This is a genomic window from Luteibacter sp. HAY1-4A (assembly GCF_056755355.1).
The window spans coordinates 1-15,280 of sequence record NZ_JBNDHZ010000002.1; the positions used below are offsets into that span (position 1 = coordinate 1).

Annotated in this window: 12 protein-coding genes; 4 read left to right on the top strand and 8 right to left on the bottom strand. The window is 67.2% G+C overall.

Going from position 1 to position 15,280, the window contains the following annotated elements:
- The first annotated feature begins 233 nt into the window (after positions 1 to 233).
- Positions 234 to 677, top strand: a complete 444-nt coding sequence (locus ACPYOD_RS00900; protein ID WP_481299840.1) for a DUF192 domain-containing protein — start codon at positions 234 to 236, stop codon at positions 675 to 677.
- Positions 678 to 906: 229 nt separating this feature from the next.
- Here ACPYOD_RS00900 and ACPYOD_RS00905 read toward each other — a convergent pair whose 3' ends face one another.
- Positions 907 to 1,098 carry a rubredoxin gene (locus tag ACPYOD_RS00905; protein ID WP_481299841.1) on the bottom strand — a complete coding sequence of 64 codons (192 nt, stop codon included), beginning with the start codon at positions 1,096 to 1,098 and terminating at the stop codon, positions 907 to 909.
- Between the two features lie 72 nt (positions 1,099 to 1,170).
- Here ACPYOD_RS00905 and thiE point away from each other — a divergent pair, with 72 nt between their 5' ends.
- Together thiE and hemL are read left to right on the top strand one after the other, a co-directional pair.
- On the top strand, positions 1,171 to 1,818 hold the full coding sequence (thiE, locus tag ACPYOD_RS00910) for a thiamine phosphate synthase (protein WP_481299842.1): 648 nt from the start codon (positions 1,171 to 1,173) through the stop codon (positions 1,816 to 1,818).
- Positions 1,815 to 3,092 (top strand): glutamate-1-semialdehyde 2,1-aminomutase, encoded by a 1,278-nt coding sequence (hemL, locus tag ACPYOD_RS00915; protein ID WP_481299843.1) that lies wholly within the window; start codon positions 1,815 to 1,817, stop codon positions 3,090 to 3,092. The genes thiE and hemL overlap by 4 nt, the downstream gene beginning before the upstream one ends.
- 13 nt (positions 3,093 to 3,105) lie before the next feature.
- Here the strand turns inward: hemL and ACPYOD_RS00920 are convergent, their stop codons facing one another.
- Together ACPYOD_RS00920 and ACPYOD_RS00925 are read right to left on the bottom strand one after the other, a co-directional pair.
- Positions 3,106 to 5,841: a putative bifunctional diguanylate cyclase/phosphodiesterase gene (locus ACPYOD_RS00920; protein WP_481299844.1), complete on the bottom strand. Its 2,736-nt coding sequence runs from the start codon at positions 5,839 to 5,841 to the stop codon at positions 3,106 to 3,108.
- 59 nt (positions 5,842 to 5,900) lie between these two features.
- Positions 5,901 to 6,677: an iron-containing redox enzyme family protein gene (locus ACPYOD_RS00925; RefSeq protein ID WP_481299845.1), complete on the bottom strand. Its 777-nt coding sequence runs from the start codon at positions 6,675 to 6,677 to the stop codon at positions 5,901 to 5,903.
- 220 nt (positions 6,678 to 6,897) lie between these two features.
- On the opposite strand from ACPYOD_RS00925, the gene ACPYOD_RS00930 reads away from it, so the two are divergent.
- Positions 6,898 to 8,949 carry a M13 family metallopeptidase gene (locus ACPYOD_RS00930; protein ID WP_481299846.1) on the top strand — a complete coding sequence of 684 codons (2,052 nt, stop codon included), beginning with the start codon at positions 6,898 to 6,900 and terminating at the stop codon, positions 8,947 to 8,949.
- Positions 8,950 to 8,953: 4 nt separating this feature from the next.
- On the opposite strand, the gene ACPYOD_RS00935 is transcribed toward ACPYOD_RS00930, so the two are convergent.
- Genes ACPYOD_RS00935 through ACPYOD_RS00955 form a run of 5 tightly spaced genes read right to left on the bottom strand, consistent with a single transcriptional unit; the run spans position 8,954 to position 15,276 of the window.
- Entirely contained in the window at positions 8,954 to 9,670 is a 717-nt protein-coding gene (locus ACPYOD_RS00935) for an ABC transporter permease (protein WP_481299847.1), read from the bottom strand.
- Complete coding sequence (locus tag ACPYOD_RS00940) at positions 9,667 to 10,596, bottom strand: ABC transporter ATP-binding protein (RefSeq protein ID WP_481299848.1); 930 nt, start codon at positions 10,594 to 10,596, stop codon at positions 9,667 to 9,669. The genes ACPYOD_RS00935 and ACPYOD_RS00940 overlap by 4 nt, the downstream gene beginning before the upstream one ends.
- Positions 10,593 to 11,756 carry an ABC transporter permease gene (locus ACPYOD_RS00945; protein WP_481299849.1) on the bottom strand — a complete coding sequence of 388 codons (1,164 nt, stop codon included), beginning with the start codon at positions 11,754 to 11,756 and terminating at the stop codon, positions 10,593 to 10,595. The genes ACPYOD_RS00940 and ACPYOD_RS00945 overlap by 4 nt, the downstream gene beginning before the upstream one ends.
- Positions 11,757 to 11,769: 13 nt before the next feature.
- Positions 11,770 to 12,672, bottom strand: a complete 903-nt coding sequence (gene osmF / locus ACPYOD_RS00950; RefSeq protein ID WP_481299850.1) for a glycine betaine ABC transporter substrate-binding protein OsmF — start codon at positions 12,670 to 12,672, stop codon at positions 11,770 to 11,772.
- A gap of 3 nt (positions 12,673 to 12,675) precedes the next feature.
- Positions 12,676 to 15,276: a glycoside hydrolase family 31 protein gene (locus tag ACPYOD_RS00955; protein WP_481299851.1), complete on the bottom strand. Its 2,601-nt coding sequence runs from the start codon at positions 15,274 to 15,276 to the stop codon at positions 12,676 to 12,678.
- Between the last annotated feature and the right edge of the window lie 4 nt (positions 15,277 to 15,280).

The following is a 15,280-nucleotide window of genomic DNA, read 5'->3' on the forward strand; positions in this document are numbered from 1 at the left end:
CGTCCCGAGGTGAGCCGCCCATTCTATATCGTTTTTCCTGTCCGTCAACACCCTCGTGATGCTTATTTTCGAGGTGGCTGACGCTTCGGAACCCCTCGCAGGGAGGCTTTCGTCGCGAGGGATTGAAAGTATAGGCCGACCTCGCATCGGTGTGAAGGGGGTCTCGACATCTTTTCGGAAGATGTTCGCGCGGTAGACTCCGCGAGTCCCTTCCACACTAATAAGGTCAGACGATGTCGAAGCGGTTCCTGCCGGCGGTTCTGCTGGTGCTTTCCCTGGGCGCGCATGCCGCCGACAAGCCCTCCGTGACGCTGCACGGGAAGGTTTTTTCCACCGAATTCGCCACCGACGACGCGTCGCGCGAACTCGGGTTGATGAACCGCACGTCGCTCGCGGCGGATCACAGCATGCTCTTCATCTTTCCGGACGACCAGCCGCGCGCGTTCTGGATGAAGAACACGCTGATCCCGCTGGACATCCTCTACTTCGACAAGGACCGGAAACTCGTCTCGATGCAGCTCAATGCGCTGCCGTGCAAGGCCGATCCGTGCGCCATCTATCCCAGCGACGGGAATGCCCGCTATGTCCTGGAAGTGCCGGCGGGCACCGCCGGAAAACTGGGCCTGAAGGTCGGTGAGTCGCTTGCCGTGGAGGGTGAGCCGGGTTCCGTCCGCTGATCCGGCGACAGCCCGTGTTCGCAGGGCACGCCCACGTGGTACGGGACGAGCTGGGCCGGATCGAGGCCGGCAAGCTCGTCCCATTGGTCGTCGAAGGGGATGAATCGCTGCATGACCGCTTCCTCCGCTGATGGCCGCGTTGCGCGGCCTGGGACCATGGAAGCAGGTTTTCCTGCGCAATCGCTGGCGAATTGGGGCGAAATTGTGTCCGCCCCCTCTCGTAACCGCGTCAGTCGAGCTCGACCATCTCGAAGTCGTCCTTGGTCACGCCGCAGTCCGGGCAGGTCCAGGTGTCGGGGATGTCTTCCCAACGGGTACCCGGCTCGATGCCCTCGTCCGGCAGGCCCAGCGCCTCGTCATAGATGAAGCCGCAAACGACGCACATCCATTTGCGGGTGGTGGTTTCGGTGCTCTGGCTCATGGCTTTGCGTGTAGTCAACGTGCGGATAGTCCCTCATTCTGTCACCCCCCGCGCTCAAACCCAAGGAACACCATGACGACGCTTCTACGGTCCCGGCCCTCGGGAAAGGGAATCTACGCCATCACCGACGGCCCCCGCGACGACCTGTTCGCAGCGGTCGAAGCCGCCCTGGCAGGCGGAGCCCGCCTCTTGCAGTACCGGGACAAGACGACCGACGCCGAACGCAGGCGCTCCGAGGCGGACGAGATCTCACGGATCTGCGCCCGCTACGAGGTGCCCTTCGTCGTTAACGACGACGTCGCGCTGGCCGGCGAGACGGGTGGCGGCGTGCACCTGGGACGTGAAGACGTCTCCATCGCGGAAGCCAGGGCGGCCCTTGGCCCCGACGCGATCATCGGCGTGTCCTGCTACGGCTCCCTCGAGCGAGCGCGCCAGCTCAAGGCGGAAGGGGCGGATTACCTCGCCTTCGGTGCGATGTATCCCTCCACGACGAAACCGCATGCGCCGGTGGCCTCCCATGACGTATTGACGCAGGCGAAGGCCCTGGGGCTGCCGATCGTGGCGATCGGCGGCATCACCGTCGACAATGCGCGGGTACTGATCGGTGCCGGCGCCGATTATCTGGCCGTGGTTTCCGCCATTTTCGCCGCACCGGATATCCAGACGGCCACACGCCGTTTCGCCGACCTCTTCGACCCACGTCCCGGACTCATTCGATGACCACGAACCACGAACTCTTCGCCCGCGCCCGACAGTTGTTGCCCGGTGGCGTGAACTCGCCCGTGCGTGCTTTCAAGTCGGTGGGCGGCGAGCCGTTCTTCACCGCGCGTGCGGATGGCGCCTACCTGTGGGACGTCGAGGGCAACCGCTACATCGACTATGTCGGCTCCTGGGGCCCGATGATCGTCGGCCACAACCACCCCGCCGTGCGCGAAGCGGTGGAGCGCGCGGTCCGCGACGGCCTTTCGTTCGGCACGCCCTGCCCCGCGGAAGTCACGATGGCCGAGACCATCGTGTCGATCGTTCCGTCCGTCGAGATGGTGCGCATGGTGAACTCCGGCACCGAAGCCACGATGTCGGCCATTCGCCTGGCCCGCGGCGCCACGGGCCGCAGCAAGATCGTGAAGTTCGAGGGCTGCTACCACGGCCACGGCGACAGCTTCCTGGTGAAGGCGGGATCGGGCGCGCTCACGTTCGGCGTGCCGACCTCCCCCGGCGTGCCGAAGGCGGCGGCCGACCTGACGCTGACCCTGCCGTTCAACGACATCGATGCGGCGCGCACGCTGTTCGCGCTGGAGGGCCACGACATCGCGGGCCTCATCATCGAGCCGGTGGCCGGCAACATGAACTGCATCCCGCCGAAGGAGGGTTACCTGCAGGCCTTGCGCGACCTCTGCACGGAGCATGGCACGCTGCTGATCTTCGACGAGGTGATGACCGGCTTCCGCGTCGCGCTCGGCGGCGCACAGGCCTACTACGGCATCACGCCTGACCTCACCTGTTTCGGCAAGATCATCGGTGGCGGCATGCCGGTCGGCGCCTATGGCGGACGCCGCGACCTCATGGAGCAAGTGGCGCCAGCCGGTCCGATCTACCAGGCCGGCACCTTGTCGGGAAATCCGGTGGCGATGGCCGCGGGCCTGGCCATGCTGGAACTCATCCAGGCACCCGGCTTCCACGACGACCTCGCGGCGCGCACGGTACGCCTCACCGACGGCCTGCTCGATGCCGCGCGGGAGGCCGGCGTGCCCTTCAGCGTGAACCGTGTCGGCGCCATGTTCGGCCTCTTCTTCACCGAGGAAACGGTGGAGAGCTATGCGCAAGCCACGGCCGCGGACGTTGGCCGCTTCAACCGGTTCTTCCACGGGATGCTGGAGCGCGGCGTCTACCTCGCACCCTCCGCCTTCGAGGCGGGCTTCGTATCGAGCGCGCACGGAGAGACGGAAATCGACGCGACGCTAGCGGCGGCAAAAGCGGTCTTCGCTTCCCTCTGAGGGCAACGGCCGCTCAAGCGCGCTTGGGCGGCACCAACGACAGGCGCTTGCCGCGCGTTGTCTTCGGCGCGAGGAGGCGCTCGATTTCGTCGGGCGGCAGCGGCCGCGAATAAAGGAACCCCTGCCCTTCCTGACAGCCGGCACGAAGCAGGAACTCGTGCTGGCCTTCCGTTTCGATGCCTTCGGCGATGGTGTGCAGGTCGAGGCTGCGCGCGATGGCCACCATCGCCTCGGTGATCGCCACGTCGTTCGGGTTCGTCGGCAAGCCGGTGACGAAGGAGCGATCGATCTTCAGGTACGCCACCGCCGGCAGCTTCAGGTACGCGAGCGACGAATAGCCCGTGCCGAAGTCGTCGATGGCCACTGCCACGCCGAGGTTGTGCAAGGCCTGCATGGCCCGATGCGTCTCCTCTCCCAGGCGGAGGATGGCGCTTTCCGTGAGTTCGACGAGCAGGCGGTTCGGCGGGATGCCGCTTTCGCGAAGCGCCTCGCTGACGCCATGCAGGAAGTCGGGATGGCCAAACGAACCCGCGGACACGTTCACGGCCATGCGCAGGGCCGGCAGGCGCGCCTCGTCCCAGGCCACCAGCTGCCGGGATGCGTTTTCCAGCACCCACTGGTCGATCTGGCGGATGAGGCCGAGACTTTCCGCGATGGGGATGAACTCGTCGGGCGCTATCTGCCCGCGTTCCGGGTGACGCCAGCGGATCAGTGCCTCGACGGCGACGATGCGGCCGCTCTTCATTTCCACGCTGGGCTGATAGACAAGCTGGAATTCATTGCGCGTCAGCGCCTGGCGCAGTTCCGACGCGAGCTTCAGGCGGCGCCGCGCGTCCGCGTGCATCTTGGGCGTGTAGAAACGCAGTGCGTTGCGCTCTTCGGTCTTGGCCACATACATCGCGGCGTCGGCATTCGCGATCAGCGTAACCGCGTCGTTGCCGTCCAGCGGATAGCCGGCAATGCCGATGCTCGCGCTGACGAAGAGTTCGTAGTCGCCCAGGTCGAAGGGGCGGGCAAGCGCCGCCAGCATCGCCTCCGCCACCAGCAGTGCCTCTTCGCGCGAACGCAGGTCCGCGAGGAGTACCGTGAATTCATCGCCGCCGATGCGGCCGGCCACATCGTGCGGCGCCAGCTGGGCGCGGATGCGCTCGGCCACGCGCATCAGCAAGGCATCACCGATCGCGTGGCTGTAGCTGTCGTTCACCACCTTGAAGGCGTCCAGGTCCACGAACAGCACCGCCACCGCGCCCCGTTCATGGGCGGCGCGGGTGATCGCCTCGGCGCAGCGCCGCTCGAATTCGGAGCGGGTGACGAGCCCGGTCAGCGGATCGTGCGTGGCCAGGTGTTGCAGGCGCTGGCGGTCGGCCTTGCGTGCCGTGATGTCGGAGACCACCGCCACGTAGTGCTGGGGACGTCCCTCGCGGTCGCGGATGGTGCTGATGCTCATGAGCTCGGGATAGGTGCTGCCGTCGGCGCGGCGGCTTTCCACCTCGCCCAGCCAGTTGTCGCCCGCGGCGATGTCGTCCCACAGGGTCTGCGGAAGGGGCCGCCCGTCGGGCAGTGTGCGGGTGGCGTCGAAGCGCGTGCGCCGCAGTGCCTGTGCAGGGAAGCCGGTGAGCTTGGCGTGCGCGGCATTCGCCGTGGTCACGCGGCGATCGGCGTCGGCGATGATCACGCCTTCGGCAATACTGGCCAGGGCCTCGGCGGCGATCTTGCGCTCCTGCTCCATGGCCACGCGGTCGGACACATCGCGCACGATGGCCTGCGACACCTGGCGCTCGCCCCACGCGACGAGGCTGCTCTGGGTCTCCACGGGCCGGGTATTGCCATCGGCACTGCGAAGCAGTCCCTCGCCCGTCTCCGGCGAGCCCTCCACGAAGAGGCTGGCCAGTTCCACGCCGGTAAGCTCGGCGCGCGAACAGCCCAGCCAGGCCGCCGCCCGGTCGTTCGCATCGAGGATGCGGCCGGTTTCCTGGTCCACCATGAAGATGGCGTCGGCCGCGCTGTCGAACAGAAGGCTGTAGCGTTCCTCCGTGCCGCGGATGCCGGCGAGGATGTGCTGCGCCAGGCGCAGCCAGAGCAGCGATGCCACGGCCGCGACACACAGCACCAGGAAGAACAGCACGCGTCCCAGCCATGACGCCCCGTTGGCGATGTCCAACGAGAAGGCCTTGGCGCGTGGCTCGATGTAGTTATTGAGCGCCGCGATCCGCGTCCGCTCGCCCGCCGCGGCCTCGGGCTCGAGCGTGCCGGCCGTGTATCCCCGCTCGAGGCGAACGGCGATCGCATTCAGTTCGGTAAGGCTGTCGTCGACCGACCGCCACTCCGCCACGGCCTCGCGCACGTACGGCATGCCGGAAAAATACTGAAAGATGAATACCATCCCGGGAATGGCTTCCGGGATCACCCCACCGCGCGCGAAGTCGTTCTCCACGTCGGCATGGGAAAAACTGCCACTGGCGATGGCGTCGCGTGCCTGCCTGTCGGCCACCAGCACCGCGTAGTTCCGCCGGAAGCCGGCGAGGTCCGCGGGCCGGCCATGGGCGGCATATTCGTCCAGGTCGATCACGGCCTGCTTCTGGGCCTTCGACCAAAGACTCTCGCCGTTGAGGAAACCGGCGAGAGTCACCTGGGTCTGCATCGCGACCCACGTCAGGGTGAGGATCAGCCCCACGACCGCCACGAGCGCATAGGCCAGGGGCCTGAGGCGCCGCGACAGGAGTTGTTGGTGGCTGGCCTCTGGGCGCATCGGATCCTCTAGTTCCCGAACCTGACGGATAGTGCGCTAATTTCCGGCCAACTTGCGAGTCACGCGGCCGCCTCGTTCCACTTGCGCACGGTGCTCGTCGCGTCCATGCAGCGGTCGAGGGTGATGCTCATGCTCACATAGCTACGGCGTACACATTCCCTTATGTGCTCCACCTGGTCCACAGGGGGGTTGCCGCCGAGCAGCGTGCACACGATTTCCAGCGCCTCCCAAGGATGGGTATCGTCATAGGCGGCGTGCAGCTGAAGCCAGCGAAGGCCGGCTTTTCGGCCGGAAATCGGCAGGCTTTCGGCATAGGTCGTGCTTTCGTACACCAGCTGCGACCAGTCCCCGGTCGCCCCCTCCACCGCATAGTTGGTCGCGGCGATGCCCGCGGCCAGCGAGTCGTTACGGCTTACCTCCTCGCACCAGTCGGCCAGGGCCTGGGTGCCCTTCGGCGGTTCCGCGGCCAGAACCTCGGCCCGCGGCACCCCCGCGCTCTCCGCCCAGTTCAGCCAGTACTCCGCGTGGTTCTGCTCCACGCGGATGTTCCGCACCAGCCAACGCCGGGCGAGATCGTCGCCCGGACTGCGGCCGAAACGGGTCTTCAGCAGGCTGTGCGACATGTAGCCCGGGAAGCGCTCGATGACGGGCCACACGCCCACCATGAAGTTCCGGGTGGTCTGCCGGTCGAGCGTGGCGGCACACATGGCCGCCCACATGTCGTGGCTGACGATACCGCGGCGGGCATCCTCACAGGACGCGACCATGTCCTGTGCCCAGGTGGGATAGCTGGCGATATCGGTCTGCGGACCGTTGAGTTCGAAACGTGCGTTCATATAGATCTCCCTAAAGATCTGCCAAGGATGGTCAGGCGAGCCGGGGCGCCCCGCGGCCCGCCCTGGTACGGTCCCGTTGCGGGACCGACGGCCATTAGGGCACATCGCAGGCAGGGCTTCGTTGGCGGTGAGGGTGGCCTTGCGCCTAGTCCATCGGTCATGGACACAAGGCCCATGGCGGCGACTATCGTGTGCATACCAATCACGAAGGGCACCCTCCATGGCCACTATCCATCGGCTCCTTGCCGCCTCGATCGCCTGCGGCCTCGCTTCCACCAGCGCCCTCGCTGCACCGCCGTCCGGTATCGACACGAAGGGCATCGATCGCTCGGTGCAACCCGGCGACGATTTCGACGGCTATGCCAACGGCACGTGGAAGAAGACCGCCGAGATTCCGGCGGACCGGGCCAGCACGGGTGTGTTCCTCGAGGTGTTCCAGAAGGCGGAGAAGCGCAACGCCGAACTCATCAAGGCGGCGGGCGAAGGGAATCCCGCGGTGGGCAGCAACGAGCGCCTGATCGCCGACTACTACAAGGCCTACATGGACGAGGCCGCCATCGAGAAGGCCGGGCTGGATCCCCTGAAGCCGGCGCTGGCGGCCATCGACGCCATCAAGGACAAGGGCGAGCTGTCCACCGCACTCGGCGCGCAACTGAGGGCCGACGTGGATCCGATCAACGCGACCAACCTCGACACCGAGCACCTGTTGGGACTGTTCGTCGCGCAGGGGCTGGAAGATCCCTCGAAGAACGTTCCTTACTTGTTGCAGGGCGGCCTGGGCATGCCCAACCGCGACTACTACCTGAAGAACGACAAGGACATGGTCGAGGCGCGCACGAAGTACGAGGCCTATGTGCAGGCGATCCTGGCCCAGGCCGGTACGCCCGACGCGGCGGCGAAGGCGAAGGCCATCGTGGCGCTGGAGACGAAGCTGGCCCAGGCACAGCAATCCATCGTCGAAAGCGAGGACATCCACAAGGCCAACAACCCCTGGCCGCGCACCAGCTTCGGCAGCAAGGCGCCGGGTATCGACTGGAACGCGTACTTCAAGGCGGCCGGGCTCGACGACCAGCCCACCTTCATCGTCTGGCAGCCGGGCACCGTCACGAAATTCGCCGCCCTCGTGGCCAGCGAGCCGCTGGACACCTGGAAGGCCTGGCTGCGCTTCCACACCATCAACGAGAACGCCGCGGGCCTCCTGCCCAAGGCCTATGACGATCTGGCCTTCGGCTTCTACGGCAAGACCCTCACCGGCACGCCGAAGCAGCGCGATCGCTGGAAGCGCGGCGTGGGCCGGGTGAACACCGACCTCGGCGACGCCGTCGGCCAGATCTACGTGAAGAAGTACTTCCCCGCCTCGTCCCGCTCGGAAGTGCAGGACATGGTGAAGAACATCCTGAAGGCGTTCGACGCGCGCGTGGACACGCTCGACTGGATGTCGGCGGCCACCAAGCAGAAGGCCAAGGCGAAGATCGCCACCGTCAAGGTCGGTGTCGGTTATCCGGACACCTGGCGCGACTACTCGAAGCTGGAAGTCCGGCCGGACGATCCGCTCGGCAACCACCAGCGCGCCGAACTTGCCGAATATCGGCATCAGGTCGCCAAGCTGGGCAAGCCGGTGGATCGCGACGAATGGTGGATGACGCCGCAGACGGTGAACGCGGTGAACCTGCCGCTGCAGAATGCGCTGAATTTCCCGGCCGCCATCCTGGAAGCGCCGTTCTTCGACCCGAAGGCGGACCCGGCGGCGAACTATGGCTCCATCGGCGCGGTGATCGGCCACGAGATCAGCCACAGCTTCGACAACACCGGCGCCGAGTTCGACGCGCAGGGCCGTCTCGCCAACTGGTGGACCCCGGCCGACGAGAAGCACTTCAAGGAAGCCGGCCAGCGCCTGGTGCAGCAGTTCAACCAGTACGAAGCGCTGCCGGGCCTGCATATCAACGGCCAGCAGACACTGGGCGAGAACATCGCCGATGTCTCGGGCCTCGCCATCGCCTATGCGGCGTACAAGGAGAGCCTGGGCGGCAAGCCGGCGCCGGTCATCGACGGACTCACCGGCGACCAGCGTTTCTTCCTCGCCTTCGCGCAGTCGTGGCGCACGAAGACACGCGACGCGGCGCTGCGCCAGCAGGTCATCGGCGACGGGCACGCGCCCGGGCAGTTCCGTGCGCAGACGGTGCGCAACCTCGATCCCTGGTACGACGCCTTCCAGCCGAAGCCGGGACAGAAGCTGTACCTCGATCCGAAGCAACGCGTGCGGATCTGGTAAGGCACTAAGCCTCGATCCCGCGCAACTTCCGTTCAAGCACGGCGAGCATTCCGTCCACCGTCAACGCCAGGGCGCCCACCAGCAGGGCGCCCTGCACGACATAGGCGGCATTGTTTCCCACCAACCCTTCGACGATCGGGGAGCCAAGCGTCGTCGCGCCCACGGCGGAGCCGATCGTGGCGGTGCCGACACCCACGATGGCCGACAGGCGCACGCCGGCCATGATCGGCCCCGCGGCCAGCGGCAGTTCCACGTCGACGAGGCGGCGCCAGCGGCCATAGCCCATGCCGTCCGCCGCGTGCAGTGCGGCAGGCGGCACCTGGTCGAGGCCCGCCACGGTCTGTCCCAGCACGGGCAGCACGCCGTAAAGCACCAGCGCCAGCAGTGTCGGTGCGGCGCCGAACCCGAGTAGAGGCACTGCGATCGCGAGTACCGCGACAGGCGGCACGGTCTGGCCGATGACAGCGATCGCGCGAACCGTGGGGAGCAGCGAACGCCCCGCCGGACGCGTGGCGACGATACCCAAGCCAAGGCCTACCGCAACGGCCACCACCGTGGCGACAGCGACGAGTCCTACATGCGCGAGCGTGAGCGCGAGGAACGAGTGGCGCGTGTACAACGGATGCGACAGTTCCGGTTGCCAGGCGTGGAACCATCCGGTCGCGTGCGGCAGCCCGACAAGCAGCGCGACAAGCAACGCCAAGGGGGCGACCACCCTCATGCGCGGCGCGCCACGAGGTCCGCCAGCACGATCGCACCCACCCCCTCGCCGTGCTCGCGCACGGGCAGGCGGTCGCGGCCCTGGGAGAGCATCGCGCCCAGCGCGTCCTGCAAGGAGGCACCGGCATCGACCGGATCGCCGTCGGCGTACTCGCCGCGGCGCATGCTGTCGCGAACGGTGCGCACGGCGAGTTCGCGCAGGCTCGCACGCGTGCCACCGACGAAGTCGCGTACGCGCTCGTCCGCCGGGGCGTGCAGCAGGTCCAGCGGCGTTCCCACCTGTACGAGGCCGCCGTCGAGCATCAGGCCGACACGGTCGCCGAGGCCGAATGCCTCGTCCATGTCGTGCGTGACGAAGAGGATCGTCGTTCCCGTATCGCGCTGGATCGCCTTGAGGCTGGTCTGGAGGGATTCGCGGGTAAGCGGATCGAGCGCTCCGAACGGTTCGTCCATCAGCACGATGCGTGGCCGCGCCGCGAGCGCCCTGGCCACGCCGACGCGTTGCTGCTGTCCCCCCGACAGCGTGTGCGGGTAACGCGCGCCCATGCCGGGTTCGTCGAGACGAAGGAGTGAGAGCAGTTCGGCGGTGCGCGCGCGTATCTCGGACTCAGGCCAATGCAGCAGGCGCGGCACCGTCGCGATGTTCTCGGCGACGGTGCGATGTGGAAACAATCCCACCGACTGGATCGCGTAACCGATGCCCCGGCGCAAGGCTTCCACGTCGCGTGTCGCAACGTCTTCGCCGTTCACCCGCACCTGCCCCGAGTCCACAGGCACGAGCCGGTTCACCGTGCGCAACAGCGTGGACTTGCCCGACCCGGACGGGCCCACCAGCACGAAGAACTCGCCATCATCGATGCGCAGCGAGAGATCGTCGATCACCACCTGTTCGCCGAAACGTTTATGGACGTGGTCGAACTCGATCATGCGCGACGCTCCGTGAGGGCCAGCAAACCCTGGAATAGAAGGTCCGCGGCAAGGGCCAGGACGATAATGGCGAGTGTGCCCAGCAGCACCATGTCCATCGCGCCCTGCCCGATACCGAGGAAGACGAAGCGGCCGAGCCCGCCCGCGCCGATCAGCGCCGCGACCGCCGCGAGGCCGATCGTCTGCACCGCGACGATCCGCAGTCCCGCGAGCAACACCGGCCACCCGAGCGGCAGTTGCACGCGCCACAGCAGCTGCGCCCGGCTCATGCCCAGGCCACGCGCCGCCTCGCGTGCGTCACCCGGCACGGCATCCAGGCCGGCGACGGTGTAACGCACCACGGGAAGCAAGGCGTACAGCAGCAGCGCGAACACGGCGGGCGCGGCGCCGGTGCCTCCAAAGCCCACCGCGCCCAATGCGGGCCATGCATGCGCGAGCCAGGCAAAGGGGCCGATGAGCAATGCGAAAAGCGCCAGCGACGGCACCGTCTGCAGGAAAGCGAGCACGCCCACCAGCCAGCCGTCGCCACGGCGCGTTCGCCACACCCACCAGCCCAGCGGCGCGCCGACCGCGAGTGCAAGCAACAGCGTCATGGCGGCAAGCCGCAGATGCTCACCTAACGCGGCGGCGAACGGTGCGCGCTGCGCCTGCCATTCGCGCACGAGCGAGAGGCCATCGAACGCGCCGGTGGCGAATGCCGCGAGGACAACGGCGAGCGCGGCAAGCCATGCGCTTGCCTGCAGAAACGTGTGCACACCTCGCAGGCGATCGAGCAGAAGCAGCGCCGCGGCGAGCCAGCCAAGCCAGAAGCCCGCGCCGAGCTGCACCCGTGTGTACGGGCTGGCGTGAGCGAGGATGCCGCGCGCATCCATGCCGGCGAGCAGCGGCAGGCCGACCAGTCCTGCCCAGGCGAAGATGGCCAGGACCAACCGTCGTCCGGGAAGAACGAAGAAGGTACAGGCGACGACAAGGAGCCATCCGCCTGCCAATAGCCATGCATGAGGATCGAGCGGCACGCCGGTGAGCAGGCGGTTCGGTGCGACGCGAAGGAACGCCGGCAGGAAGGCGGCGACCAAGCCGACAATGGACAGCACCCAGACGGGCAACGCCGCGTCGTTTTCGATCGGGGCCGCTTCGCGCGTGTCATGCGCGCGCTTCATGAGAGACGCCCCTTCACTTGAGCAATCCCCGCGAGCGCAGGTAATCGCCCGCCACCTTGGCGGCATCCTCGCCGTCGATCTGGGTCCGCGCGTTCAGGCCTTGCAGCAGCTCCACCGTGAGCGGTCGGAACGCCGCCTCCAGCGGCGCGCGCATCGCCGGATAACGCCGCAGCACCTCTTCGCGCACCACCGGCGCCGGCTGGTAGACGATCTCCACGTGCGCGGGATCGTCCAGCACCACGAGCCCCGTGACCGCGATGGCGCCGTCGGTGGAATAGACCATGCTCGCGTTCACGCCGGAGATGCCTTCGGCCGCTGCCTTGATCGTGGCCGACGTGTCGCCGCCGGCCAGCACCAGCAGCTGTTCGCCGCGCAGGCTGAAGCCGTACGCGGACTGGAACGCGGGCAGTGCCGCGTCGCTCTCCACAAATTCCGCCGACCCGGCCAGCAGCACGCGCCCCCCTCCGTTCACCCACCGCGCGAAGTCGCGCAGCGTGTGCAGGCCCTCCCGCTTCGCCAGGTCGCCACGCACGCCGATGGCCCAGTGGTTGTCGGCCGGCGCGGGCGTCAGCCAGACCAGCCGGTTTGCAGCGAGATCCAGCGAGGCCGCCAGCGCATACGCCTTAGCGGCGTCCCGGAAGGCGGGATCGCTTTCGCGATGGAAGAAGAACGCCGCGTTGCCGGTGTATTCCGGATAGACGTCCAGGTCGCCGTTCAGCAGCGCACGACGCACGATCGACGTGGGCCCCAGCTGCGTGCGGTCGACGACCGGGATGCCCGCATGCCGGAGCACCTGCAGCACGATCTGCCCCAGCAGCGCACCTTCGTTGTCCGCCTTCGAGCCGACCCGCACGGGTTCCTGCGCATGCAACGCGAAAGCCATCAAGGCCAGCGCCAGGGCTGTCAGGCGGCGCACCGGTCAGCGGCCCAGCATCTGGGCGAAACCGCGCTTGAAGGCGTCGTCGATCGGTGTGGCGCCCACGCTCTCGGGCAACGCTGCATAGCGGGCCTCGAAGCGTTTCACTTCCGCGGAGAAGCGCTCCGCCCTGCCCGCGTCGTCGCCCTCTTCCACCGCATACGCGAGCACGCGTGCGGCCTGCCCCGCGAGGTCTACATCGTCGGGCAGTGCCGAGATATCTCCCCACACCTGCTTCAGGTACTTCACCGCATCGCCGGCACGGCGCATGCGGTGCAGCAGACCGGACGGCGGCGCGTGCTCGGGCGCGAAGCGCGCCAGGACATCCTGCGCCTCGTCGACGGGTACCGGGCCGAGATCGACGCGGATGCAAAGCCAAGCCGCATCGAACAACCAGGTGCGTGGTCTGGGTTCGGCACTGTAGGGCAGCGGTTCACCGTTGACTTCGACGCTCTCGGGAATACCCGCATCGAGCAGTTCAACCACGTACGACCGGTTGGCCGGGCGGCCCCGGTACTGGCCATCCATCGCGTCGACATGGACGCGATGGATCTGCTCTGCGCGCCGGCTGGTGACCCGCGTGCGCGCGAATTCCCCGCGCCGGTAGCCCTGGCTCGTGCCGTCGTCGTCATACAACGAGGTATGGCCCTCCTCGCCTGGGAACACCTGCAGGATGAGGCAATCCGGGGGGGTGGCCAGGTCGCGCAAGCCTTCCGGGTACAACGGCACCACGCTGCCCGGGCGAACGAAGATGGGAATCTCGCCGAGCGTATATGAGCGCTCGAATACCTTGCCGCCTTCGAACGACTCCGCGCCGTCGCGGCTGTACCAGAGGCCGGGCGGCAGCCATACCGGAAACGGCGCGGTACCGTCGGCACCCGCCGGCACGGTCACCGGCGCAACGAGGATGTCGTCGCCGAACATGTACTGGCCCGGGTAGGCATAAGCCTCTTCATGATCGGGCCAGTGGTAGTACATCGGCCGCACGATCGACACGCCGGTGTCGAAGGCATGGCGTGCGGCCGCATAGATGTAAGGAGCGAGCTGGTAACGCAGGCGGATCGCGGCGAATATCGCGTCGCCATACGGCGGCCCGAAATGCCAGGGCTCCTTGTGCAGGCTCGCTTCCTTCGCCGAGTGCGTGCGCAGTACCGGGCTGAACACGCCAAGCTGCATCCAGCGCGCGTACAACTCGGGCTCCAGGTGGCGTTCCGGCCGCGGAATCTTCTTGTCGAAGGTGTGGCCGCCGATGTCGTGGCTCCAGTAGCCGTACAACACATTCGACGCCATCGACGTGAAGTGGGGTTGATAGGCGAGCGAGGTCCAGGAGATGACGCTGTCGCCGGAGAACCCGATGGGGTAGCGGTGATTTCCGAGGCCGCCCCAACGGTGGTAGATCAGTCCACGGCGGTCGCTGTCACGTTCCATCTCGCGAAAGAACACGTGGTTGAGCCACCAGGTGTTCGACAACCCCGGGTGGCTTTTCGACTCCGGCCACTGCTGCCAGTCGAGCCACCAGAAATCCACCCCCTGCTTTTCCAGCGGATGCAGCACGGTATCGAACAATGCGCGCATGTACGGTTGCGATGCACCCTCGAAGGGTATGGGCGCCTGCGTGGACGTGTCCCACGACAGGGCCTTCGCCATCGCTTCGTAACGTTCCTCGTGCGGCATGACGCCGGATGCGGGATGCAGGTTCAGTGTGATGCGAAGGTTCTGCCCATGCGCCCAGCGCATGAAGGCCTTCGGATCGGGGAAGAGGCTGCGGTTGAAGGTGTAGCCGGTCCAGCCCGAGGCCTCGCCGAAGATGTCCTTGTGCTCGTGGCCGGGGCGAAGCGACAGGCCCGGCGTGGTGTGCCAGTCCATGTCCAGCACCAGCACGTCGAGTGGAATGCGTTCTTTCTCGAAGCGAGCACCGAGTGTGCGCAGTTCCTCGTCGGAGTAATTCCAGTAACGCGACCACCAGTACCCGAACACGAAACGCGGCGGAATCGGCTGGGGGCCGGCAATGGCGGCGAAATCCGCAAGCGCCGCGCGGTAGTCGCTGCCGTAACCGAAGAAGTAGAGATCCTGGCGCTCGCCTTCCGGGCGCTCCACCACCCAGCCGTCGTCATCGATGCCGAAGCCGTCGGTGTCGTCGACGACATGCCAGCCGTCGCGTGCCATGAGTCCGTCTTCCAGTGGAAGCTTGCTGCCGTCCTGCCAGGTGTCGCCGTCGTAGCGGTCCAGCGTGCGGTAGGTGCCGCCCAGGTTCGCTTTCTGCGCGTCGCCGGGGTTCCAGGTGACGGAATCGCCCTCGCGACGCACCAGGATCGCCAGGTTCGCGGCGTTGAAGCGTCCGGTGCCCTTCTCGTAGCGCACGCGCAGCTTGCCCGTGTCGATCTCGACGAAACGGCCGTCGTCGGCCAGCGTGAAGGGAGGCACATCGAGGGCGCGCTGCACGACCACCTGCGTCCGGCCGTCACGGAAGGACCGGCGTGCGCTCCATTCGAGGCGGACAAGGCGCGGCGTGAGCACGGTGAAGCGCACGTCGTCGCGCTCCACCATCGCCTCGGGCCGGGCTGCCGCGCCGGTGGCGGCGTGGCTGTCTGTCGTGGCTTCCATGGGG